We start from the raw sequence: 23,334 nt of genomic DNA on the forward strand, positions 1-23,334 counted from the left end.
CCGATTCGCCCCTAAATTTCAAACTTGCATACGCGCGGTGATTGAATTTTAAACTACTTGAATTTATTTTCTCTAAAATATATAGTGCTATAATTATTTCAAAACTGAAAAGTAGGGGGCTTTTTATGAGATTACTTTTTATTTTAACCTTATTTTGCGCTAGCATTTTTGCAAATACACTAGATGAAATCAGGCAGGCAGGGGTTATCAGAGTAGGCGTGCGCGAAGGTCGTCCGCCACTAAGCGAGTCTAATAACGGCAAGTTCGAGGGCTTTGAAATCGAGCTTGCTAGCTCGATCGCCAAAGACATTTTCGGCGATAAAAAAGGCGAAGTGCAGTTCGTAGCCGTAACCGCGGGCGAGAGAATCCCGTTTTTGAAAAATAACAAGGTCGATATGGTTATCGGCACCTTTATGATTACGCAAGAGCGCAAGAAGCAGGTGGATTTCTCGCTTCCGTATCTATCGGTAAATTTTGGCATCGTAACGCGTAAAGAGGATCAAGTGAAGGACTTCGCACAGGTTCGTGATATGAGAATTTCAATCGAAAAAAATCCCAACGGCTCAATGACCGAGCGCTATTTGCGCAAAGAGAAATTTAGCAATTTAGTTTACTGCAAAAATACCTCCGAGTGCTATGCGATGATGAAGGACGGCAGAGCCGACGGTTATGCCAATGACAACATCATCGTCCTAGCCTACGCCGTCGTGGACGATACGCTTGAAGTGCCGTTTAAAAACCTAGGCGCGGCGGAATTCTTAGGCGTCGGCGTGCAAAAAGGCAATCAAAGCCTGCTTGATTTCATCAATGCCGATCTAATCAAGCTAAGCAAAGAGGGCTTTTTCAAAAAGGCTTATGAGGACACTTTCGAGCCATTTTACCGCGGCACTGCGGATAAAAAATACTTCCTGCTAGACGGAATTTATAATATGCTTTAGACCTTAGAATTCTAAGGCGCGGAATTTTGAAATTTTGAAATTCCGCTTCGCACGCGGCGAGCGGGATTCTAAAATCTGCAAATTTTTAAATTTTAGTAACCAAAAAATTCCATAAAATTCTAAAATTTCAAATTTTATCTCACGCTCGGTTTAAAAACATCTATTCCATTCGGAGCAAAATTCCATGCTACGATAAAATTTTAAAATTTTATGCACGACGGAATTTTAGAATTTTATCTGCACCGAGAATTTTAAAATCCCATTCTGCAACATAATTTCGTAGTTCAGGGCTTTTGCGCTGCGATAAAATATAAAAATTTATCATGCGGTGTAGAATCCTGCAGATAAGCGCGATAAATTTAAAAGGATAAAATTCTGCGTGAGGCGAAATCTAGCTCTAAGCAAAAGCGCTGTCGTCGCAGATGCTATCGTTTAAGCTTTGTAGCCGCAGAAATTTACTCAAACGCCTTGTAGTGCGCCTCGTCGGCGAATTCTAACATCTCGCGATCGCCCCTGCTGTCGCCGTAAGCGATGATGCGATCGAAGGCCTGCACGTCGTATGCCGCGCGCACGCGGGCGACTTTTTGCGCGCCGTAGCAGTTCTGCCCCTCGATCTCGCCCGTGATGATGCCGCCTTTACGCCGTATTTTAGTGCCTAAAAGCTCCAAGCCCTGCGCCTCACACCACGGGCGCAGCCAGTCTTCGAGCGAGGCAGTGACGATGACGACCCTATCGCCCGCGGCTTTGTAGCTTGCGATCTTGTCCATCGCGCTTTGTTTTAGGATATCTTCGATGTGAGTGGTGGAGTATTTTTTACAAATTTTATCGAATTTATCGGCGCTCATGCCCGCAAAAAAGTAGCCCAAGAGCTTTCTGCGCGTAAAATTATTGCTCGCAAAACCTAGCTTATACGCCGCCAAAATCGGCGATAGCACCAAAATCCCGCGAAAAAATTTCTTAAATCCGACTACGTAGGCGACGAACTCAAGCAGCGAATCATCGCGCGTGATCGTGCCGTCAAAGTCGAATAAAACAAGATTCATTGCCTCTCCTAGTAAAATTTCAGAAGCGTAAATTTTAAAATTTGTCTATAAAAAAAGGCGTGAAATTTAAAAGCTAAATTCCACGCCGAATTTTAGAATTTCATTTTGAAATTCTATTTTTTCGCCATTCGTCTACGCGTCGTAGGGTCTAAATATCGCTTACGCACGCGGATATTTACGGGCGTAACCTCCACAAGCTCGTCCTCCTCGATCCACTCCAGCGCGCGCTCTAAATTTAGCGCACGCGGCGGCACGAGCTTGATCGCATCATCGCTGCCGCTGGCGCGGACGTTGGTTAAATTTTTACCCTTGATCGGATTGACGTCCAGATCATTCGGACGGCTGTGCTCGCCGATGATCATACCCAGATAAACCTTTGCCTGCGGAGCGATAAAAAGCACGCCGCGATCTTGCAGGTTCCACAGACTGTATCCTAGCGCCACTCCGTTTTCCATGCTCACGAGCGCGCCGTTTTGTCGCTTCTCGACCGCGCCGATGAAAGGGCGAAATTCCAAAAAGCTATGGTTCATTACGCCTTCGCCTCGAGTATCGGTCAAAAACTGCGAACGAAAGCCAATAAGACCGCGCGCCGGGATCTCAAACTCCATACGCGTCTGCCCGTCGCCGGTAGGATTCATCACCTTCATCTCGGCCTTTTTGCGACCTAGCTTTTCGATGACGGTGCCGGTGCAATCATCGGGCGCGTCGATAACTAAGTGCTCGAAAGGCTCACATTTGATGCCGTCGATCTCTTTGATGATAACTTCCGGGCGCCCAAGGCAGAACTCAAAACCCTCGCGGCGCATATTTTCAGCCAAAATCGTGATCTGCAGCTCGCCGCGGCCGCTTACTTTAAATTTTCCCTCGCCCGCGTTTTCATAGCGCATCGCGATGTTGGTTTTCATCTCCGCTTCCAAGCGCTCGTCGATCTTATTTGAGGTTACGAATCTGCCCTCCGTGCCGGCTAGCGGTCCGTCATTTACACTAAAAATTACGCTAAGGGTCGGCTCTTCGATATGCAGCGCATCAAGCGGGATCGGATTATTGGGATCGACGATGCTATCTCCTACGTCAAGCGCATCAAAGCCCGCAATCGCTACAATGTCGCCGGTGCCCGCCGTATCAATGTCGGTGCGCTCAAGTCCGTTAAAGCCGATGAGTTTTGAAATTCTGCCGTTGATATGCGTGCCGTCGGCTTTGGCTAGCATAACGCTTTGGTTTTTGTTTATCGTGCCGTTAAAAATTCTAGCGATGCCAATCTTTCCAACGTAGTTGTCGTAATCGAGTGTAAAAACCTGCAGCTGCAGAGGATTGTCATCGCTACCACTCGGAGTAGGGACGTGAGAGATAATCGTCTCAAAAAGCGGCTTCATGTCGGTGCTCTCATCGCTTAGATCGTATTTTGCATAGCCGTTTTTGGCCGCGGCGTAGATGACGGGAAACTCAAGCTGCTCGTCGTTTGCGTCAAGCGCTACGAAAAGATCGAAAATTTCATTTACCACGCGATCCGGATCGGCTGCGGGCTTGTCGATTTTATTTACGACCACTATCGGCCTGAGACCCAAAGATAGTGCCTTTTTTACAACAAATTTTGTCTGCGGCATGACGCCTTCTTGCGCGTCGACGAGCAAAAGCACGCCGTCGACCATCTTTAGCACGCGCTCGACCTCGCCGCCGAAATCGGCGTGGCCCGGAGTGTCGATAATGTTAATTTTAACGCCGCCGTAGTGGATAGCGGTGTTTTTGGATAGTATCGTAATGCCGCGCTCGCGCTCTATGTCGTTGCTGTCCATCACGCGCTCGCCGACTTCTTGGTGATTACCAAAGGTGCCGGATTGTTTTAAAAGCTCATCTACGATAGTGGTCTTGCCGTGATCGACGTGCGCGATAACCGCAATATTTCTGATATTTTCCAAATTTTTCTCCGTTTGCTATTTTAAAGGCTGACGATTATACTAAAAAAATTCTTAAGATAAAAATTTACGAGTACTCTTTGACTTCGCAGACAAAAAACTCATAAACGCGCTGTTGGATTAGTGCATCCTCGTCATCATCTCCGATCAGACGGCGCAGATGCGAAAAATCGATCTTTTTGATATATTTTTTGTTATTTTTGATATCTCTGTCGATCTCTTTTAAAAGCGAATCTAAATTTAAGCTTTTATAGGTTTTTGCCTTTATAATATACTCTTTTACGATGGATACCAGCACGCCGATGCGCTGCTCATCGCCCGGATAAATTTCGCCAGCTATATCTTTGATCACGTCGTAATCCTCGTCGGTCTGCTTCTTTTTGGCAAGTAGCATAGCGGCAAAAATTTTGGCTCTAAACTCGATAGAACGATGATGAGGGATAAAAACCTCGCGAAATACGGATAAAAGATGATTTTTGAAATTCATTTATAACCTTACTTTAAGAAACATTTTCATATAATCCCGATTGCCCTTTCTTAGACCTGTGCAATACTTTTTTTAGGCACCGCTTCAGGGTAGGAATACAGCAGAGCACTTAGATCTCGCATGTGCCGCAGCCATCTGGGAAGGGGTTTTATAAATCGATCCTATTGAGCCCGAAATGCTCTTTGAAATCCTCGCAAACACTCTGAAAATCGACGCCTTCAATTTTTGGCTTTACTTTGAAAAACTCTAACATCGAATTATACCCGCTAAGCAGCTCCTTACTCTTTACGCCGTAACTAATCGAAATCCCCGCCTCAAAAAATGCCGCGAGTTTATCACAATATTTAAGCGCCTTGCCGTCGATTGCGCGAAATTTATCTTCGTTAAACATCTTTAGGCTGCCCTCTGCAAATTTAGGCTCCTTGCCTAGCTCGAAGGTGCGGTTTTCAAACTCGTCTTTTATAAATTTACCGCCCTCTTTGCGGATGCCTAAAATATAGCTAAAATCATCTCGCATATGTTCCGGCACAAAGGGTAAAATTTTATCATCTATTAGCCGCATCTCATATTCGCCGATGATGTCGCTAAGACCCTTGACGCCGTATTTTACGGGGCTAATGATGTCGCGAGTTAGGCTTTCGGGCAAATCATGAAATAGCGCGCAGAAAAAATTATACGCCGTGCGCGAGCGGCACGCATCCACCTCAAGCGAAAAAAAGTAGCTTAAAATCGCGACTACCAGCATGTGTCCAAGCACCGATGTCTCAGGGATGCGCGGCGTCTGCGCCCAGCGCTTTTGAAAACGAAGTCTGCCACTAAGATCGACTATGCGGGCGAGCTTTTTATTCATCACAATCTTTCGTACGCCGATAAGCTCGTAATAATCCTCGAGCTCCTCCTCCACCTTGGCTTTTAGCTCCTCAATGTCGTTTAAAAACTGGCTCGTTTGATAAACGATGTTAAATTCCCACCGCGTAGAAAGGTAACTAGCCGCTTTTAAGATCACAGCTTCTTTCTTATGATCTTTAGAATTTAGATATTTTTTAAATCGCTCGAAAAAAGCGCCGTTTTGAATAGACAAAAGATCACTTTCGAGGACGCTTAAAACCCACTCGTTGATCTTATCCTTTTTGGTTTTTTGGATCTGATGAAAGACGTCCGGGCGGATGTCGGTCACGACGATGCGCGCTAAAAACTCAAAGATCCCCGCTTCGATGACGTAGTTGATATCCACGTCCCACTCGAAGCTAGCGATAAAATAAGCGATGATAAATTTATGCGCCTGCTTGTCGAGCTCGACTAGGCTCACCATCTTTGGGTAATCGTTCCAGCGGCTAATGCTTGCGGATTTAAAAATTTGTTCGACTAAATTTGAGCTTATCATCGGTAAATTTGATCCGAGTTTATTTCGATTACCGTGTGGACGTTGCCGCGCGGATTGAAATCGCCCGTGATTTTCATAAATTTAGGCTTTAGCTTACTTTGAAGCGCGCCGTAAATTTCATTTATACTATTCTCGTGGCTGATATGGCGATCCATGAAGGAATTTATGTAAAGTTTGACCGCCTTAAGCTCCACTACGAGCTTATCCGGGATATATTCCAAATAGATCGTCGCAAAGTCCGGATATCCAGAACGCGGGCAGCGGCAACAAAACTCGGGCAGGGTGATTTTTATCAGATAATCGCGCTCCTGTTTATTGGGCCAAACTTCTAAATTTTCTATGTCAAATTTCTCAATTTCCTCTTCGCCGTATCTCACTATGATCTCCTTAAATTCGATATATCGTTCGGCTTTTCGACGCAAAATCCCTGAATATAATCGATGCCCATTTTATAAAGCTGCATTTGAAATTCCTCTTTGTCGATGAAGCGCATTACGGTTTCAACGCTCGATTTTGCGCAGGCTTCGTTGATGCCTATAAATATATTTTTAATCTTTTCATCGTCTAAATTTTTATTAAATTCTATGTCGTAAATGATAAAATCCACTTCTAAAAATTTTAAGTATTCAAAGCTCGCGTTAGAGCCACCGAACTGCGACAGCGCGAAGCTAAATCCGAGTTCGCGGAATTTAATCAAAATTTCATCAAAGCGCTTGATCTCAGAATAGATAAGCTTTTCGTTAAACTCAAACACGATCTTTTTCGGATCGATTAGATTATTATCGATGAGCTTTAAAATTTCATTGCGAAACTCGTTATTTCGCAGTGTCTGAGGCATAATCTCGATAAAAATTTTAGCGACAATATCTTTAAAATAGATGATCCTAGAAATTTGCCTCATCATCGAAATATCGTATTTAATATCGTAATGATTTAGAAGCAAGATATCTAAAATTCTACTTTTTGTGATCTTTTCGCCACTTCGCAGATCAAGCTTCGGGATTAAATTTATATGTGATTTCACGCCGTTTTTATCTGCAACGCGCTGATATTTAAAACTGAAATTTTCACTATCGATTGCCTCCATCACGTCGGCAGAAAATACGTCAATTAATACTTTCTCTACGTCAATAGCCTTCTCGCCATGCTCTTCGTCATCCAAGTGATTTATCTTATAAAATAGCGCATTTACGATATTATTTAGATTTCGATCATATGAACTTGGAAGCATTGTAAATTCGCTTTTTATCTCTACATTTTTAATCGTCTGGCTTGAAATTTTATGCTCAAACATCCGTAAAATATGGCTTAAATTTGTAGCTTTTGATTCCACTCCAAATACGAAGTAGCCGTTTATAAAGCGACCGATCGGAAGGTCCTTAAAACCCTGCTCCGCCATAAAATTTGAAAGTTCCTTACAATACTCATATAAAATTTCATCGCCGTTTTTATAGCCGTATCGATCGTTTATGTCGATGATATTTTTAATTCGTAAAAGAACAATATTTATTTGACGATTTTTAGCTAGATTGTTGCTTAAAATTTTCTCGATCTCTTCGCGCACAAATACATGCGTAACGGGATCGATCAGCGTCTTTTGAAAGCCAAAATAAATTTGATAGATAACATAATAAACATAGCAGATTAAAAGTATTAAAAATAAAATTACATCATCAAATTTAAACTCGCCGTTTCGAAACAAAATAATTCCAAAAACAATCAAAACACAGGTAAACGGCACCGAAATTTTAAGTGCCGTTATAAAACGATTTTCGCGCTCTTTGGTCTCACTAAATAGAACAGACATTATATATCCAAGTGTTTAACATCTTTGGCATGATCTTGGATGTAGTTTCGGCGCGGCTCAACCTCGTCACCCATAAAAAGATTAAAGGTATCGCTCGCACTTTGTGCGTCTGCAATGCTGATTTTTAAAAGCCTTCTATTTTCAGGGCTCATAGTGGTTTCCCAAAGCTGCTCCGGATTCATCTCACCAAGACCTTTGTAACGCTGAATATAAGCGCCTTTTTTCGAGCTTTTTTCGATTTCGTCTAAAATTTCAATAAAATCCTTACCAAAATTTACATCCCGATCTTTGATCTTTGAATAAATTCTAATCGCCTCTTCAAAGATATAATTGCCGAATAAATTCTCATCTATCACAAGCTGTTCTAGGCCGCTTGGCGTCTGAACGTAAATTCTAATCCCTTCATCATTTACATAGGAATTTAAGATATTAAATCCTTCACTCTCTAGGCGCGGTTTTAAAATTTCAAATAGTTCCTCGTAGCCGAGGCTTCGCGCTTCGTCGTTTTCTATTAAAAATCTGATCGCACTAAGCACGCTGAAACGCTTTTTGAGCTCATTTAGAAGCGAGCGATAGTTTGAGACAATTTTTAGATAATCGATCAGATCCTCGTTGCCAATACCTTCAAACTCGCCAATATCGATGCCCGTTTCGATCAAAAACTCACTCAGCGCTTTTTCGTCTTTTAGATAAATTTCTTTTTTACCCTTTTTATATCTAAAAAGCGGCGGTTGCGCCAGATAAACATAGCCGTTTTCCACGATAGGGCGCAAAAATCTAAAGAAAAATGTTAAAAGCAGCGTCTGGATGTGGCTGCCGTCGACATCCGCATCGGTCATAATGATGATTTTGTGATAGCGAAGCTTCTCTTCGTTAAATTCCTCGCCGATACCGCAACCAAAGGCCGTGATCATATTTTTAATCTCTTCGGATTGCAAAATTCTATCTAGCCGCGCCTTTTCTACGTTTAAAATTTTACCTCTAAGCGGCAGGATAGCTTGAAACACGCGGTCTCTTCCCTGCTTCGCCGAACCGCCCGCACTATCGCCCTCGACTAGATAAATTTCGCTGATGCTTGCATCCTTACTCTGACAATCAGCTAACTTTCCGGGAAGGGTGCCGACGGAATTTATATTATCTTTTTTGCGCGTTAGATCACGTGCTTTCTTCGCCGCTTCGCGACCGCGCGCGGCTAAAAGAGCTTTATTCATAATGGCGCGCGCTTCAATCGGATTTTCTTCAAAATACTTGCTAAGCACCTCAAATGCCATCTTTTGCACGATCGGCTTAACATAGCTGGAGCCCAACTTGCCTTTCGTCTGTCCCTCAAACTGCGGCTCGGGAACCTTTACACTAATTACCGCTATAAGTCCCTCGCGAACGTCGTCGCCGGTGATCTTTGTGTCCTTTTCACGCGCAGCCGCATTTGCCGCGACATAATTTGTTATCGCGCGCGTAAGACCCGCTCTAAAGCCCGCCTCATGCGTACCGCCGTCCGGAGTTTTAATATTATTTACGAAGCTCAGTAAATTTTCGCTATATGTTTCGTTATACATCAGCGCAAAATCCACCATAACATCTTCCGCGCCGTCGCTAAACGATACAGCTTTGGATATGGCAGGCGCTTTATTCATATCGTTTACAAAGCTCTCCAAACCGCCTTCGAAGTGAAAGTGCTCGTCCCTGCCCGTGCGATTATCTTTAAAATTTATCGTAATTTTTGGATTTAGATACGCTAGCTCGCGAAATCTTTTTGATAAAATTTCATCATCAAATTCTAAAATTTCAAAAATTTCGCCGTCGGGCCAAAACTCGATCGTCGTGCCCGTGCGGTTAGTAGTTTTTATCTTTTCAAGCTCTGTAGTAGGAATTCCTTTGGCAAATTCTTGTCTATAAATATTTCCGTCACGTTTGATCGTAGCAACGAGCTTTTTTGAGAGCGCATTTACAACGCTAACGCCCACGCCGTGCAAACCGCCGGAGACTTTATAAGTGTCTTTGTCAAATTTACCGCCTGCGTGAAGCACGGTCAGAACCACCGTCGCAGCAGGAATTTTTTCAGTCGGGTGTATATCGACGGGGATTCCACGACCGTTATCACTAACGATACAGCTTCCTTCGTTAGTGATCTCGACATCGATTGTGTCGCAGTAACCTGCCATCGCCTCATCAATCGAATTATCTACAACCTCATAAATCATATGATGGAGTCCACCGATATTTGTGTCTCCGATATACATTCCAGGGCGCTTTCTAACAGCCTCAAGACCTTTTAAAACTTTAATATTACTGGCGCCGTAATTTTGTTTCATAATTTTCCTTTAAATATTATTTATCGGCATGACGACCGTTTTTAGACCATCTGCACTAAGCACGAACGCCGTATCGGAGCTATTAAAATTTAGCTCAAAAATTTCGCTCTCGATGCTGCTTAAAAAATCGAGTAAAAAGCGGTTTTTTACGCCAAAAACTATTTCTCCGTTTATATCTATTGGTGCTTCAATTTCGGTTTTTGCCTCGGAATTATCTTCATTAATGCTCTCAAAAATCATTCCGTCCTTTTTAATGGTAACCTTCATCTCCTCGCACATCGCGTTTATAGCTCGCACACCGCTTACCATCTTATCGCGCGGAATTAAAATTTTATACGCCGTATCGTTTGGGATAACGCGCTCGTAATTTGGAAATTTGCCGTTTATAAGTTTCGCAAAAAACTCAAAATTCTCGCTCACCGCTAGCAGCACGTTTTCGTCGTAGTAAATTTTAATTTTATCAGAAAATAGCTTTTGAATTTCGCCTATTGCCTTTTTAGGGATTAAAATTTTAGTATCTAGCTCGCCCGCTTTTGATTGAGTGATCAGCTTATAAACGCTAAGTCGCTTCGTATCGGTTCCGACTAAATTTATAAAGCCCTCTTTTACGTCAATTAAAGCGCCGTTTAGCTCATATTTTGGATTGTTGGTGTCTATCGACGGATATATTTTTTTAAGGCTTCTGCCTAAAATTCCAGCATTTACGTCAAAGCTGTTTTTACCATCTATTGTAGGGAAATTTGGAAAATCATTAGTCTCAAACATCGGAAGCTTGTACTTAGATTTTTTTTGCTTTACAAATAGGGCTCCGTTGACAGTTTCTAAAGTAACGCTATCGTCGCTTAAGCCTTTAATGACGCTAAGGAGCTTGCCTCCATTTGCTGTAGCTTCTCCCTCTGTTTCTATTGATATATTTTGTAGATTATAACTAAGGCCTATTTCGTGATCGGTAGCTTTTATACTGAAAATTCCATCTTTAGCACTCATTAAAAGATGCGAAGTTATCGAGCTTAGATCTTTTTTATCAAGATAGGAGCTAGTATTTGAAACCATCTCTTCTAAAAGTTTTTTAGTGATTAACACTTTCATATTTTTATCCTTTTAAATTTTTATCGTTGTAGTAGTTGGTAAGAGGTTTTTGTGAAAAACTTATCCTAAAGCTTGTCTTTAGGTAGTTTATCCAGTGAGTAAGTAGCTTTGTTTTATTCACTTTCATTCACCCTTTTTGCTTTATTTTCATAAAGTTTAAATTTCATTCTTATCCTTTTTGGTTATTTTGTTTTTTAGTTCTTCGATCTTTATCTTTAACATCTCGTCGGTTTGAATGAGCTCGTTGATTTTTTTGATATTTTTGCTAATGGCGCTGTGATCTTTTAGATTAAAAAATGCGGCGATTTTAGGCATTGAGTTTTGAGTTAACTGTTTGGTTAGATATATGCAAATTTGGCGCGCTTCGACGACGTTTTTAGCTCGCGTTTTGCTCTTTAGTTCGCTAGGTTTTACGTTCAGTTCTTTTGAGATCACCTCTATGACGTGTTCGAGGCTCACGCTTGAATATTTTTGGTGAATTTGATCTTGCAGTGTACTTTTGGTAAATTCTAGCGTGATCTTCGTGCGAAGTATCGACGAATATGCATTTAGTTTATTTATTGCGCCTTCGATTTCGCGGATATTATCGCCCATATTTGCGGCGATATATTCTACGACGTCGTGTGGAATTCTAACGCGATTTTCTTCGCTCTTTTTATTGATAATGGCGATTTTAGTTTCTAGATCCGGCGGGGTTATGTTTGCTATTATGCCGCTTTCAAATCGTGTTGTAAGACGACTTTCAAAACCTTTTAGGAATTTTGGTGGTAGGTCATTGGTAAGGACAATTTGACAATTTTTGTCTTTCAGCTCGTTAAACGTATAAAAAAGCTCCTCTTGAGCTTTATCACGTCCGATCAAAAACTGAATGTCGTCGATGAGCAAAACGTCGCAATTGCGGTATTTTTGTTTAAATTTATCAATCGAGTTGTTTTTAAGGTTAAAGACGAAATCATTAGCGAACTGCTCGCTGGTGACGCAAATGACGGTTTTGCCTTTTTTAATGCAGTAATTTCCGATCGATTGAAGTAGGTGAGTTTTTCCAAGCCCGCTAGGTCCGTAGATAAAGAGCGGATTAAAGCGAATTCCTGGCTCTTTCGCGACGGATACCGAACACTCGAAGGCAAATTTATTTGAATCGCCGATGATAAAATTTTCAAAATTATAATTTTCACTTAGAATCGTGCTCTTAGGCTTTTCAGAGATGATTTTTACCTTTTCTTTCGGCGAAATTTTAGCCTTTGAGGTGATTTTTATGATCACGTCGTTAAGCCCAAACTGTTTTTTGATAAGCTCTTTTATTTTAGTGCCGTATTTTGTCTGAGCGTATTTGGCGATAAACTCGTTAGTTGCGTTATAGATGAAAAACCCTGGTGTCGAGTTTTTATCGTTAAATTTCAAATTTTTAATATATCTAGAGTATTCGGTAGGTAAAATTTCCTTCTCTAAATTCGATAAAATTTCTTGTGCTTGCGACGTCGCCATAAAATTCCCTTACAAATTAGATTAAGATTTTAGCTAAATTTCGCTAAATTTGCGGTAAATTTAAGTTTATTCACTTGTGATTAAGCAGTGAATAAGCGTGAAAGAGGGTTATGAAAATTTTAGGAATTGATCCCGGAACTAGAAATTTAGGCTATGCGATTTTGGAAAAAGACGTGAATAAGATTGTTCTTATCGAAGCGGGACTTGTGAAAATGAAGGCCGAAAACGTGCAATTTCAAATGACGCAGATGAGTGAGGCGATCGATCAAATTTTTAGCGCTCATAAGATTGATGAGGTCGCGATAGAATCAATGTTTTACGCCTATAATCCACAGTCTGTTTTAAAGCTTGCTCAGTTTCGCGGCGCGCTGGCCCTTAAAATTTTACAGATTTTTGGAAATTTCGCCGAGTACACGCCGCTTCAGATAAAAAAATCGGTCACCGGAAAAGCAAAGGCGGCGAAGGAGCAGGTTGCGTTCATGGTAAAGCGGATTTTAGGGATTAATAAGGAGATTAAACCGCTCGACGTTACCGACGCCATCGCCGTTGCTCTCACGCACGCTCACGCGATGCGCCGGGCGCCTAGATAGGAGAAAGAGTTGAAAATCGCAATCTTACAAATGAACGTGAAGCTCGCCTCTACTGTCGCGGATTGCGAGCAAAATTTTATCCGAGCGCGAGAGCTTATAGGTCGCGCGTTAAAACGCGGCGCGGACGTAGTGGTGCTGCCAGAGGCCTTTAACACGGGCTTTTGTGTAGAAAATTTTAAGCGCTTAGCCGACGCGGGAGCTGCGCGAACGAAGGGATTTTTAAGCGAAATTTCGCAAAAAAGCGGCGCTGTTTTAATAGGTGGAGCGATAAATTCTAGGCAAGATAAAATTTATAATTCTGCTTTCGTCTATCAAAACGGAGCCGAAATTTTACGCTATGACAAGATCCACGCTTTTTCGCTCGCTCGCGAAAACGAGATCGTAAGTGGCGGCGATAAGTTAGGCATTTTCGAGATAAAATTTCAAAATCGCGCGCTCAAAATCGGCGTCGCGGTCTGCTACGATCTGCGCTTTTGTGAAATTTTTCGTGCCTTAGCGCTTCGCGGTGCGCAGATTGTTTTTGTGATCGCGCAGTTCGCGCAAAGCCGCATAGAGCATTTTATCACGCTCGCTAAGGCTCGCGCGATCGAAAATCAAATTTTTATCTGCGCGGTAAACGGCTGCGGCGATACGGGGCAGGGCGAGAGTTTCGGCGGAAATTCCATGCTGATAAATCCCTACGGCGAGATCGTCGCGCGCCTAGGCAAAAAAGAGGCCGTGAAGATTGCTCGAGCGGATTTAAATGAAATTTTAAAATTTCGCGCTAAAATGGATTTTTTAAAAGATATGAAACCTGAAATTTATAAGGAGTTTTGATGAAAACTTTGGTATTTGTGATCGATATGCTAAACGGCTTCGTAAAATTCGGCGCGATGGCCGATCCCAGCATAGCAAAGATCGCCCCTGCGGTGCTTAGACAGATTGAGGCGGCGAAAAACGTGCATTTCATCTGCGACGCTCACGCCGAGCGGGATTTGGAGATGAAGCGCTATCCGATCCACTGTCTAGTTGGCTCGCCCGAAGCGGAGGTGATCGAGGAGCTCGCGCCCTACGTAAGCGAGCAAAACGTCACTTTTAAGCGTAGCACGAACGGCTTTCATAATTTGGATAAGAAAATTCTGGGCGGCTTCGATCGCTTTGTGATTACGGGCTGTTGCACCGACATCTGCGTGATACAGTTTGCGCTTAGCTTGCGCACCTATCTCAACGAAACGGGAGAGGATAAGGACGTCATCGTTCCGCGAGGTGCGGTAGCTACATACGATGCGCCGAACCATGAGCGCGGTTACTACGATGAATGCGCGCTAAGCTTAATGCAAAATGCGGGTATTTTGGTGATTTAAGCTGTACTTAGATTAAACAGAATTTCAAGCTAAATTTTCTAGCTTATAAATTTTAAAATTTAGAGCCGCTCTTAAAATTTTGAAATTTTTTGAGCGGTAGAATTTTCAAATTTTGTGTTACTCGTAGAATTTTAAGACTCTAACCCTTTACGGATTTTAGCTTTGTTTTACCGCGACTGCTTTTGCGACGAAAAATCCTACTACTCCGGAAATTATCGAGCCTAAAAATACCGCGAGTTTATCGGTGTAGTGATACAGATCGCTGCCGCCGTATGCCAGGCCATCGACGAAAAGCGCCATCGTAAAGCCGATACCACAGATAATTGCTACTGCGTAAAGCTGCGGCCAGCCTGCATTTTCCGGCATGTAGGCGATTTTGGCTTTGATTAAAATCCAGCTAAAGGCAAAAATTCCGATCTGTTTACCGAAAAATAGTCCGAGCATTATACCCATAGGCACCGGACCGAAAAGGAAGCTAGGACTGATGCCTGCTAGCGAAACGCCTGCGTTTGTAAAGGCAAAGATCGGCAAGATGAAGAAATTTACGGGGTAGGCTAGGCCGTGTTCCATATCCTTTAGCATCGAGCCCGAGCGGGTCTTAAGCGGGATACAAAAGCCCGCAAGCACTCCTGCGATAGTCGCGTGGATACCAGAGTTTAGTACCATTACCCACAGCACCACGGCCACGATGATAAACGGAAGCTTTTTATCGACGCCAAGTCTGCTCATCGCTAGCATTATTGCGACACAGGCAGCTGCGCCGCCTAGATAGATTGCGTTTATGGTTGAGGAATAAAACAAAGCGATGATTAAAATTGCACACAGATCGTCCATTATTGCAAGCGTTAAAACGAAAATTTTAAGGCTCGCGGGGATTTTTTTGCCCAAAAGTGCCATCACACCCACGGCAAAGGCTATGTCGGTCGCCGTCGGGATCGCCCAGCCCTTCATCGCAACGGCATCGCCCCAGTTGATGATCGAAAATATAATCGCGGGCATCATTACTCCGCCCAAAGCTGCGAAGCTAGGAAGTAAAATTTGAGAGAAGTGGCGCAGCTGCCCTTCGATCTTTTCGCGCTTTAGCTCAAGTCCGATAGCGAAGAAAAATATCGCCATGAGCACGTCATTTACCAAAAAATGCATCGATTCATCGAGCTTTGCGGGGCCGACGCCTATAGTAAAACTTAGATGTAAAAACGCCTCATAGTATTTTGATAAAAAGCCTACGTTTTGAGCTACGATCGCAAAAACGGCCGACAGAAGCAATATAACGCCCGCGCTACTTTCGCTTGATAAAATTTTCTTAATGATATGTTGCACATGCTTCCTTTAAAATTTTGCTCTAATTTTATGCAAATTTTAATTAAATTTTTATCAAAACGGGCTAGTTACTCGGTAAATTCGGCATTATTAGCATTGCATAAAGTATTATAAACATTATGATCGTAGGGCCTTCGTTGATCGCACGGAAGTATTTTCCGCTCCTGTGGCACTCATTTTTTTCAAATTTATACATATAATAATACAACCACAAATGATAACAGATTAGCAAAACCCCGGCTAGTAATTTTATATGAAAATATCCCATTTTCATAAGCCCGGGATTTAAAACGATAAGCATCACGCCGCTAAAAACCGTCACCGCCATTGCTATCCAGCCGATCGCGTGATAGAGCATCCGCTCCATCTTTTTAACGACCTTTACGAAATCCGGCTTGTCTAAATTTTCAGCGTGATAAACATACAGGCGCGGCATATAAAATAGCATCGCCATCCATGAAATAAAGCCCGCAAAATGGACAAATTTAAACCAAAAATAACTCATTTTAGCCTCCTTAATCTCTCATTAAAATTTCTTTTCTAGCTTCAAATTCCTCTTTGGAAATCGCGCCTTTTTGATACAGCTCAAAGAGCGCATCGACTTTTTTTAGACGCTGTTCGTAGTCGTCTTCCTCCGTCTCACTTACAAAAGCATTTAAATCTTCCACCCAAATTCCTACGAAAAATATATCCAGCAAAATCCAAATTCCCCAAATCGCCCAAAACAAAAAGCCCACTAAAAACCATAGTGTAAAGCTCCCTAGCCAAAATAGCGCGATTTGAGCAAATCCGCTGATAAATTTGCCGCAATAAATTCTATGCAGTCCGCCGCCGATCGGCATAGCTGCGATCCACGAAAACGCACCTAAAAACCAAAGCGCGTAAGCGATATAATTATTTCTTTTCATTTTTCTCCTTTTTCGCGATCTTGTAACTTTGGAAGATAAAAATCACGACGGCCAGATCTATCATCACGTCGGCGAAATTAAACACCGCAAACTCAAACCACTTATGCCATGCGACGTAATCGACCACGCCACCGCGAATGAAGCGATCGAGTAAATTTGAGCAGCCTCCCGCGAGCATCAGCGCAAACGGCGCCCAGTGCTCGCAAAAAAGCTTTTTATGACAAAATACATACGCCGCAAGCGCCGAGATCAGCGCGATCTGGATAAATTTTAAATTTTCACCCAAAAAGGCAAACATCGAAAACGCAACGCCGCGGTTAAGCGTAAGCTCTAGCGAAAAAAACTCCCCCTGCCACGAAAAGCCGTTTAAAAACAGAAGTTTGATCGCTTGATCGATTGCAAAAATAACCGCGAAAAGCAGGACAAATTTAATACAGGTCTTAGCCATCTCGCAGCCCAAATTTAAATATGTAAAGCCTGCATTTTTTGCCCGCGCCTTTTGTACCGAGCCATGAGCTTGTCGCGCCGTAAAATTTCACCGCAACGCTACTCATTTAGGGCTTTGGTAAAAAATTTCTCGACCTCGTCCATTCGCTTTTGCAGCAGTTTTTCGTTTTTGCCCTCGATTAAGAGGCGGATAACGTTTTCGGTGCCGGAGTAGCGAAAGAGCGAGCGGATCTTGTCCGCTTTGAGGCTTGCTTCAAGCTCCTTTAGCCCCTTTAATTTTTCAAGCGGCTTTTTATCCGAAATTTTTAAATTCTTTAAAATTTGCGGATAGGGCTTAATCATCCCCGAAAATTCGCTCGCCTTCTTTTTCATATCCAGCATGCAGGCGGCGAATTGCAGCGCGCTTGCGATGCCGTCGCCCGTTTTGGCGTAATCGCCGAAGATTACGTGCCCGCTCTGCTCGCCACCAAAATTTGCGCCTAACTCGTGCATCGTCTCAAGTACGAATTTATCGCCTACATTGCAGCGATGAAGCGCGATGTCGTGTTTAGCTAAAAAATCCTCCAGCGCAGAATTACTCATCACTGTGGCTACCATTTTATTGCCTGCTAAGCGATTTTTTCCTTTCAAATAGACTGCTAAAATTCCAAGTAGCGCGTCGCCGTGGATGATCTCGCCGTTTTCATCCACGACTACGAGCCTATCGGCATCCCCGTCGAAAGCAAAGCCGACGTCGGCGCGCAGGCGCTTTACTTCCCCGGCTAGACCTTGCGGGCTTAACGCGCCGCAAGCATCATTTATATTTTTTCCGTTAGGCTCGTCGCCGATGACGATAGTTTCGGCTCCCAGCTCGTTAAATACGGTAGGTGCGACCTTGTAGCTTGCTCCGTTTGCGCAATCAAGCACCACGCGAAGCCCGTGCAGCGTCTTTTGCTTCGGGAAGGAATTTTTAATATGCACGATGTATCTGCCGATGACGTCGTCCACGCGCTTTGCGGCGCCTATCTGCATCATTTTTGTGCGCGCTTCAGAGATGAGTTCGTCGCTGAAATAAATTTTTTCGATCTGCGCTTCCTCTTTTTCATCGAGCTTAAAGCCCTCGCTGTTGAAAAATTTAATGCCGTTGTCGTAGTATGGATTGTGGCTCGCGCTTATCATGATACCCGCGTCGCAGCGCATATCCTCCGTAAGAAAGGCAATCGCAGGAGTAGGCATCGGTCCGATCTGGCGGACGTTGTAGCCCACTGAGGTAAGACCTGCTACGATCGCGGTTTCTATCATATAGCCGCTTCTGCGGGTGTCTTTGCCGACTAAGATCATATTCGTAACGGAATTTTTCCTAAAGTAAATCCCCGCCGCCATTGCTACGCGCATCGCAAGCTCGGCGGTTAGAAATTCTCCCGCTTTGCCTCGTACACCGTCCGTTCCGAAAAGTTTCATTATCAAATCCTTATATAAAAATCGGGAAATTCTACCAAAAAAAGTTTAATCTTAATAAATTTAAACTATATTTAAATTTTACTTAAATTAAGCGTCGATTAAATATTTTTTACGTATAATCGCAGGTTCAAATTTAACCGAAAAGGAACGTTATGGCAAATCACAAATCCGCCGAAAAACGCGCGAGACAAACCATAAAAAGAACGGAGCGAAATAGATTTTATCGCACCAGAGTAAAAAATATCACAAAAGCCGTAAGAGAGGCGGTCGAGAGCAAGGATCTAGACGCAGCAACTCAGGCTCTGAAAACGGCTAATGAAAGCTTTCACAGCTTCGTAAGCAGGGGCTTTTTGAAAAAACAGACCGCGAGCAGAAAAGTAAGCCGCCTAGCCAAACTAGTAAATTCTTTAAAAACCGCCGCGTAAGCGTCCCTTACGCATAAAATTTAAATGCTAGCCGATAAACTAAAGCCTTTTTTGGATCGCTACGACGAGCTTTCGCGCATGCTTAGCGATCCCGCAGTTACCGCAGATATCGCCAATATGACGGCATTATCTAAAGAGCAGCGCAGTATCGAGCCGATCAAAGAGGCGGCTAGCGAGTATCTTAAAATTTTAAATCAGATCGAAGAAAACAAAGCCCTGCTAAGCGATGCCGATCTCGGCGAGCTAGCCAAAGAGGAGCTTAAAAGCTTAGAGACGCAAAAACCGCAGCTCGAAGAAAAAATCAAAATTTTACTGCTTCCGAAAGACCCCAACGACGATAAAAATATCTTCCTTGAGATCCGCGCCGGTACAGGTGGCGACGAAGCGGCGCTGTTCGCGGGCGATCTACTCGGCGCGTATCTGCGCTATGCCGATCTTCGCGGCTATAAATGCGAGATCGTAAGCACTAGCGAAGGCAGCGTCGGCGGCTACAAAGAAGCGATCTTGCTCGTAAAGGGCGCGGGAGCGTATTCGCGGCTGAAATTTGAAGGCGGCACTCACCGCGTGCAGCGCGTCCCCGAGACGGAGAGCCAGGGCAGGGTGCATACCTCCGCAATCACCGTCGCCGTCATGCCCGAGATCGAGGATAGCGAGATACAGATCAATCCAAATGACCTTCGCATCGACGTTATGCGCAGTTCCGGACACGGCGGACAGTCCGTAAATACCACCGACAGCGCCGTCCGCATCACTCACATCCCGACCGGTTTAGTCGTCACCAACCAAGACGGCAAGGACCAGCACAAAAACAAAGAGGCGGCGATGAAGGTGCTAAAGGCGCGTCTTTACGATATGCAGGAGCAGGAGCGGCTTGAAAAGGAGCGCAAAGATCGCAAGGATCAGGTAGGCACCGGCGACCGCTCGGGGCGAATTCGTACCTACAATTATCCGCAAAACCGCATCAGCGACCACCGTATAAATTTAACGCTCTACCGCCTGGACGCGATCATGGCGGGCGGCTTGTTCGACGAGATCATCGATCCGCTCATCGCGCACTCTCAAGCTGAAGCGATCGCAAACGCGGGCTATTAAGCCTTTTAAATTTAGACCTTACATCCGTCCGCTTTGCCGAATTTTGCCTCGATTAAAAGCACCAAGATGAAGAAAATTTTTTCGTCGTTGAGCTTTGCAAGCTCGCGCAGGTCTTGATCTGCGCTTACGAGCTTGATGCCGTTTGATTTCAAAATCGTAGCGAGCTCGTCCGGCTCAAAGCCCATTTTACCAGCGATTTCTCTGATATTATAGTGCTCGATCGCGCCGATGATGCGATCCATATTACAAAAGCCGGGATTTTTGCGCCTTAAGACCACGTCCAAAAACTCGCCCCAGAGCTTTGCGAGTTTCTTTCGCCTCGTGATTAGATGCAAAATCGCGACGCAAAGCAGACCCAATCCCGCGATCTTATGCAGGCCCATCCATGCTTCGTCGTATTCGCCGCGCGCAAAGTAGGCGCCCGAAAAGCCCAAAATGCAAAGCGCGCAGCCTATTAGCACGATGAGCGCAAATTTATAAACAATCCCCGCTTTAAGCATAAAATCTCCTTGCTTCGTTTTAAAATTTGGCGGCTTAGGCGTAGCGCCCGCGAACGCTACGGCGGCGCTACGTCTCGTCGGTCGCCGCTATCGTATTGCCTCGGCGTTATTGCGCCGCCCGCACTGCTGCTTCACTTATACGCTCCGCGGATCGCCATCATCGTATCGCGCGTTTACGCTACTTGCACTGCGCTTTCCCTACATACGCATCCTGTCGATCGCAGTTGCCATATTGCGGCATTTTATGCTGTCGCCGCCGCAATCGCGCCACGCCGCTTTGTACTGCCGATCCGTCGTCGCGGTAGCGTTGTTCGCTTCGATCGTAGCGCCGTTACGATGATGATATACCCGAGCGAAGGTTATGTCATACGGCGCCGAGTAGGTACGTATCGCCGCTCCGCTTCTAGACTACGGCGTGCCGTCTGCGCCGCCGATGTGTTGCGCGCCATCCGACGCGCTACCGATTTATCGCTACGCCTGCACATCGCGCCGCTGACGTAGCCTTCTCATTTGGCGCGCTGCTACGTTACAGATCGCCACGCGACTTAAAATTTTATCGAGACGCCCATTATTGAGCAGACTATCTCGCGTTTAAATTTTACCGACTTAATTTCGCACAAAATCGCGATCGCGCACTGCCGACCGACTTCCGAACTACTCGTTGCGCCGTAAATACTTACCTATGGCGGTGCTATGCCACCAACTGCGTGCAAGCGCCTAGCCGCGCGGGTGCCGATACCCATGTATGCGAACACTTAGCGCCTAGGCTAAATTTTATCGCCGCTTAATATAAACGAGTAATTTTAATAAATCTGGATTTAAAAAGATATGAATTTAAAGGCGAAATCCCTGCAGCGTGAAATTTAAACGATAAAATTTAAAGCTCTATCGTCCGCTCAAATATGTCCTCAAGCCCCGTTTGATGCACGATCGCTAGCATGCCAAGCCTCGGCAGATCCACGCGCAGACCAAGTAGCAGCTCGCGCGCCGAGGCGAAATCAAGCGCAGACGTGATCTCGTCGGCAAAAACAAAGCTCGGCTTGTGATAATGAATACGTGCGAAACTAAGCCGCTGCGCCTCTCCGCCGCTTAAAATTTTAACGTAATCGGCGCGCGAGTTTAGCATGCGGGCAAATTTTTCAAGTCCTACGCGGTGTAAAATTTCTAAAAATTCCGCGTCGTCTGCGCGCGGCGGCTGCGGATAAGCGATAAGCTCTTTTAGGCTAAGCGGCGCTAGATAGGGCTTTTGCGGGATAAACATCACGCCCGTGCGCGGCAGGCTGATCTCGCCGCGGCCGTATCGCCAAAGCCCCGCCGCGTAGCGCAGAGCCGTGCTTTTGCCCGCGCCGCTCTTGCCTCGCAGCATTATAAACTGCGCGGGCGCAAGCTCAAAGCGTAGATCTTCGATCAGCGGCTCGCCCGCAGGCGTGAAGACCGACAAGCCCTCGCAATGAGCGGAATTTTCGTCGCTTTGTGTGACGCAAGCACGCAGATTTGCACTCTCGCCGTCCATGCGCGAGATGAACTCATAGATCCTCCGCACGCTCGCCGTCCACTCCATGATCTGCTTGTAATAGTCCATAAACCACGCAAATCCGTCCTGCACGCTGTAAAACGCCGAGCGCGCCTGCATCATGTCACCAAAGCTCATCGCGCGCGACAAATACAGCGGCAAGCAGGCAAAGATCGGGATTAAATTGGTGATTTTTAAGTAGCCTGCCGAAAAGCATTCGAGGCGAAATTCCGTATTCATGATGCTGCGCCAGTTTCTCATGATCTCGCCGAAGCTCGCGCGGAAGCGGCCGCGCTCGGCATCCTCTCCGCGCATAAAGGCTACTGCTTCTGCGTTTTCACGTACTAGCAGCAGATCCGAGCGGTAATCGGCTTCAGCGCGCTGCTTGGCAAAATTTAGCCCCCTAAGCCTGCGCCCGATGAGATGCGTAATCAGCGAGCAAAGTAGCGTATAAATAAGCGCGACGTAGAGCAAAAAGCCTTCGATCTCAAAGTGCATGCCGAAAATTTCAAATTTCAATACCTTCGAGACCTGCCACAAGATCGCGACGAAAGCGATGAGCTTGGCAAGATTATAGACGAGCGATTTTACGAGATCGACGCTTTTTTGCACGAGCAGCAAGCTGTCCTCGGCGATACGCTGATCAGGGTTGTCTAGCTTTGCGATCGTTTTTGAAATTTCACGATCTGCGCGAGTTTTGGATAAAATTTTATTCTCGCTTGCGCCGCTTTGCCCTGCCGCATTTTGCTTTGCCGCGCTCGGTAAAATTTCAAGCCCCTTTGCGTCTCTATGTAAAGCCGCGCTATCCGCTTCGGCTGCGAAATACTCTGCGCGCTCGTTTAAATTTGCGTCGCCAGATTTTTCTAAATTTGAACCGCCCCGGGCGCTGAAATTCCCCTCAAGGCTCGTGCGGTAGAAGTTTGCGTTATGTAGCCATTTGCGCTCCATCATCGCGCTTAGCCGCTCGCGCCAGACGATTACGAGCAGTTTGCGAAGCCAGCTGCCGCAGACGATAAAAAGCACGATGAGCGCCGTGTAGAGCAAAAACTCGCCCACGAGCGCGGGGATCAGCTCGCCTTTAAGCTCGCTTAGCGCGTCGTAAAAACGCTTGTCCCACGCGTTCATCAGCACGCTAATTTTGATGATAGCGAGGCTAAAACCGAGCGCGAGCAGCAGCAGCGCCCATAGCTTCGCCGCGCCCTTGCCGAACCAGTGCGGACGTAGAATTTCAAAAAATTGCTTTAGCGTTTTCAAATTTTCTCTTTAAATTTTAAAATTTAGCGCCGGTTGCAGCGAAA

At 44.8% G+C, this 23,334-nt stretch carries 23 protein-coding genes and 1 other RNA gene; 7 read left to right on the forward strand and 17 right to left on the reverse strand.

Features of this window, described 5'->3' with window-relative positions; all coding sequences use genetic code 11:
* The first annotated feature begins 125 nt into the window (after window positions 1-125).
* Complete coding sequence (locus Q0174_RS03965) at window positions 126-938, forward strand: transporter substrate-binding domain-containing protein (RefSeq protein ID WP_298041783.1); 813 nt, start codon at window positions 126-128, stop codon at window positions 936-938.
* A gap of 455 nt (window positions 939-1,393) precedes the next feature.
* Here Q0174_RS03965 and Q0174_RS03970 read toward each other — a convergent pair whose 3' ends face one another.
* From Q0174_RS03970 to Q0174_RS03980, 3 genes are all read right to left on the reverse strand, one after another.
* Window positions 1,394-1,981 (reverse strand): HAD-IB family hydrolase, encoded by a 588-nt coding sequence (locus Q0174_RS03970; protein ID WP_298041784.1) that lies wholly within the window; start codon window positions 1,979-1,981, stop codon window positions 1,394-1,396.
* A 113-nt stretch (window positions 1,982-2,094) separates the two neighbouring features.
* Window positions 2,095-3,897, reverse strand: coding sequence for a translational GTPase TypA (gene typA / locus Q0174_RS03975; protein WP_298041785.1), 1,803 nt, complete (start codon window positions 3,895-3,897; stop codon window positions 2,095-2,097).
* A 64-nt stretch (window positions 3,898-3,961) separates the two neighbouring features.
* Window positions 3,962-4,381 (reverse strand): hypothetical protein, encoded by a 420-nt coding sequence (locus tag Q0174_RS03980; protein ID WP_298041786.1) that lies wholly within the window; start codon window positions 4,379-4,381, stop codon window positions 3,962-3,964.
* Between the two features lie 47 nt (window positions 4,382-4,428).
* On the opposite strand from Q0174_RS03980, the gene ffs reads away from it, so the two are divergent.
* Window positions 4,429-4,526, forward strand: an RNA gene (ffs, locus tag Q0174_RS03985) — signal recognition particle sRNA small type.
* 3 nt (window positions 4,527-4,529) lie between these two features.
* Here the strand turns inward: ffs and Q0174_RS03990 are convergent.
* The 7 genes from Q0174_RS03990 to dnaA are packed head-to-tail and all read right to left on the reverse strand — an operon-like array spanning window position 4,530 to window position 12,458.
* Window positions 4,530-5,765, reverse strand: coding sequence for an HD domain-containing protein (locus Q0174_RS03990; protein WP_298041787.1), 1,236 nt, complete (start codon window positions 5,763-5,765; stop codon window positions 4,530-4,532).
* Entirely contained in the window at window positions 5,762-6,142 is a 381-nt protein-coding gene (gene queF / locus Q0174_RS03995; protein ID WP_298041788.1) for a preQ(1) synthase, read from the reverse strand. The genes Q0174_RS03990 and queF overlap by 4 nt, the downstream gene beginning before the upstream one ends.
* Complete coding sequence (locus Q0174_RS04000) at window positions 6,142-7,572, reverse strand: EAL domain-containing protein (protein ID WP_298041789.1); 1,431 nt, start codon at window positions 7,570-7,572, stop codon at window positions 6,142-6,144. The genes queF and Q0174_RS04000 overlap by 1 nt, the downstream gene beginning before the upstream one ends.
* On the reverse strand, window positions 7,572-9,884 hold the full coding sequence (gyrB, locus tag Q0174_RS04005) for a DNA topoisomerase (ATP-hydrolyzing) subunit B (RefSeq protein WP_298041790.1): 2,313 nt from the start codon (window positions 9,882-9,884) through the stop codon (window positions 7,572-7,574). Before gyrB ends, Q0174_RS04000 begins: the two co-directional genes overlap by 1 nt.
* Window positions 9,885-9,893: 9 nt before the next feature.
* Window positions 9,894-10,973, reverse strand: a complete 1,080-nt coding sequence (gene dnaN / locus Q0174_RS04010) for a DNA polymerase III subunit beta (RefSeq protein WP_298041791.1) — start codon at window positions 10,971-10,973, stop codon at window positions 9,894-9,896.
* Window positions 10,974-10,977: 4 nt separating this feature from the next.
* The gene (locus tag Q0174_RS04015; protein ID WP_297881692.1) at window positions 10,978-11,100 is read right to left on the reverse strand and encodes a hypothetical protein; all 123 of its coding nucleotides are present in this window, start codon (window positions 11,098-11,100) and stop codon (window positions 10,978-10,980) included.
* A 29-nt stretch (window positions 11,101-11,129) separates the two neighbouring features.
* On the reverse strand, window positions 11,130-12,458 hold the full coding sequence (gene dnaA, locus Q0174_RS04020; RefSeq protein ID WP_298041792.1) for a chromosomal replication initiator protein DnaA: 1,329 nt from the start codon (window positions 12,456-12,458) through the stop codon (window positions 11,130-11,132).
* Window positions 12,459-12,568: 110 nt separating this feature from the next.
* On the opposite strand from dnaA, the gene ruvC reads away from it, so the two are divergent.
* The 3 genes from ruvC to Q0174_RS04035 are packed head-to-tail and all read left to right on the forward strand — an operon-like array spanning window position 12,569 to window position 14,391.
* The gene (gene ruvC / locus Q0174_RS04025) at window positions 12,569-13,048 is read left to right on the forward strand and encodes a crossover junction endodeoxyribonuclease RuvC (RefSeq protein ID WP_298041793.1); all 480 of its coding nucleotides are present in this window, start codon (window positions 12,569-12,571) and stop codon (window positions 13,046-13,048) included.
* Window positions 13,049-13,057: 9 nt separating this feature from the next.
* Entirely contained in the window at window positions 13,058-13,864 is an 807-nt protein-coding gene (locus Q0174_RS04030) for a nitrilase-related carbon-nitrogen hydrolase (RefSeq protein WP_298041794.1), read from the forward strand.
* Window positions 13,864-14,391, forward strand: a complete 528-nt coding sequence (locus Q0174_RS04035; RefSeq protein WP_298041795.1) for an isochorismatase family cysteine hydrolase — start codon at window positions 13,864-13,866, stop codon at window positions 14,389-14,391. The genes Q0174_RS04030 and Q0174_RS04035 overlap by 1 nt, the downstream gene beginning before the upstream one ends.
* A 156-nt stretch (window positions 14,392-14,547) precedes the next feature.
* Here Q0174_RS04035 and nhaA read toward each other — a convergent pair whose 3' ends face one another.
* From nhaA to glmM, 5 genes are all read right to left on the reverse strand, one after another.
* Window positions 14,548-15,711, reverse strand: coding sequence for a Na+/H+ antiporter NhaA (gene nhaA / locus Q0174_RS04040; protein ID WP_298041796.1), 1,164 nt, complete (start codon window positions 15,709-15,711; stop codon window positions 14,548-14,550).
* Window positions 15,712-15,775: 64 nt separating this feature from the next.
* A complete protein-coding gene (locus tag Q0174_RS04045) occupies window positions 15,776-16,216 on the reverse strand; it encodes a CopD family protein (RefSeq protein ID WP_298041797.1) in 441 nt (146 codons plus the stop codon).
* Between the two features lie 10 nt (window positions 16,217-16,226).
* Window positions 16,227-16,619 (reverse strand): SHOCT domain-containing protein, encoded by a 393-nt coding sequence (locus Q0174_RS04050; RefSeq protein WP_297881707.1) that lies wholly within the window; start codon window positions 16,617-16,619, stop codon window positions 16,227-16,229.
* Window positions 16,606-17,067 carry a signal peptidase II gene (lspA, locus tag Q0174_RS04055; RefSeq protein ID WP_298041798.1) on the reverse strand — a complete coding sequence of 154 codons (462 nt, stop codon included), beginning with the start codon at window positions 17,065-17,067 and terminating at the stop codon, window positions 16,606-16,608. Before lspA ends, Q0174_RS04050 begins: the two co-directional genes overlap by 14 nt.
* A 98-nt stretch (window positions 17,068-17,165) precedes the next feature.
* Window positions 17,166-18,506, reverse strand: a complete 1,341-nt coding sequence (gene glmM / locus Q0174_RS04060; RefSeq protein WP_298041799.1) for a phosphoglucosamine mutase — start codon at window positions 18,504-18,506, stop codon at window positions 17,166-17,168.
* 152 nt (window positions 18,507-18,658) lie between these two features.
* On the opposite strand from glmM, the gene rpsT reads away from it, so the two are divergent.
* Complete coding sequence (gene rpsT / locus Q0174_RS04065; protein WP_291938896.1) at window positions 18,659-18,931, forward strand: 30S ribosomal protein S20; 273 nt, start codon at window positions 18,659-18,661, stop codon at window positions 18,929-18,931.
* A 24-nt stretch (window positions 18,932-18,955) separates the two neighbouring features.
* The gene (gene prfA, locus Q0174_RS04070) at window positions 18,956-20,023 is read left to right on the forward strand and encodes a peptide chain release factor 1 (RefSeq protein WP_298041800.1); all 1,068 of its coding nucleotides are present in this window, start codon (window positions 18,956-18,958) and stop codon (window positions 20,021-20,023) included.
* An 11-nt stretch (window positions 20,024-20,034) separates the two neighbouring features.
* On the opposite strand, the gene Q0174_RS04075 is transcribed toward prfA, so the two are convergent.
* Together Q0174_RS04075 and Q0174_RS04080 are read right to left on the reverse strand one after the other, a co-directional pair.
* Entirely contained in the window at window positions 20,035-20,523 is a 489-nt protein-coding gene (locus Q0174_RS04075) for a chemotaxis protein (protein WP_298041801.1), read from the reverse strand.
* A gap of 877 nt (window positions 20,524-21,400) precedes the next feature.
* Window positions 21,401-23,290 carry an SbmA/BacA-like family transporter gene (locus Q0174_RS04080; protein ID WP_298041802.1) on the reverse strand — a complete coding sequence of 630 codons (1,890 nt, stop codon included), beginning with the start codon at window positions 23,288-23,290 and terminating at the stop codon, window positions 21,401-21,403.
* Window positions 23,291-23,334 lie beyond the last annotated feature (44 nt).

Origin of the sequence: uncultured Campylobacter sp. (assembly GCF_937996225.1) — a bacterium.
GTDB lineage: Bacteria > Campylobacterota > Campylobacteria > Campylobacterales > Campylobacteraceae > Campylobacter_B.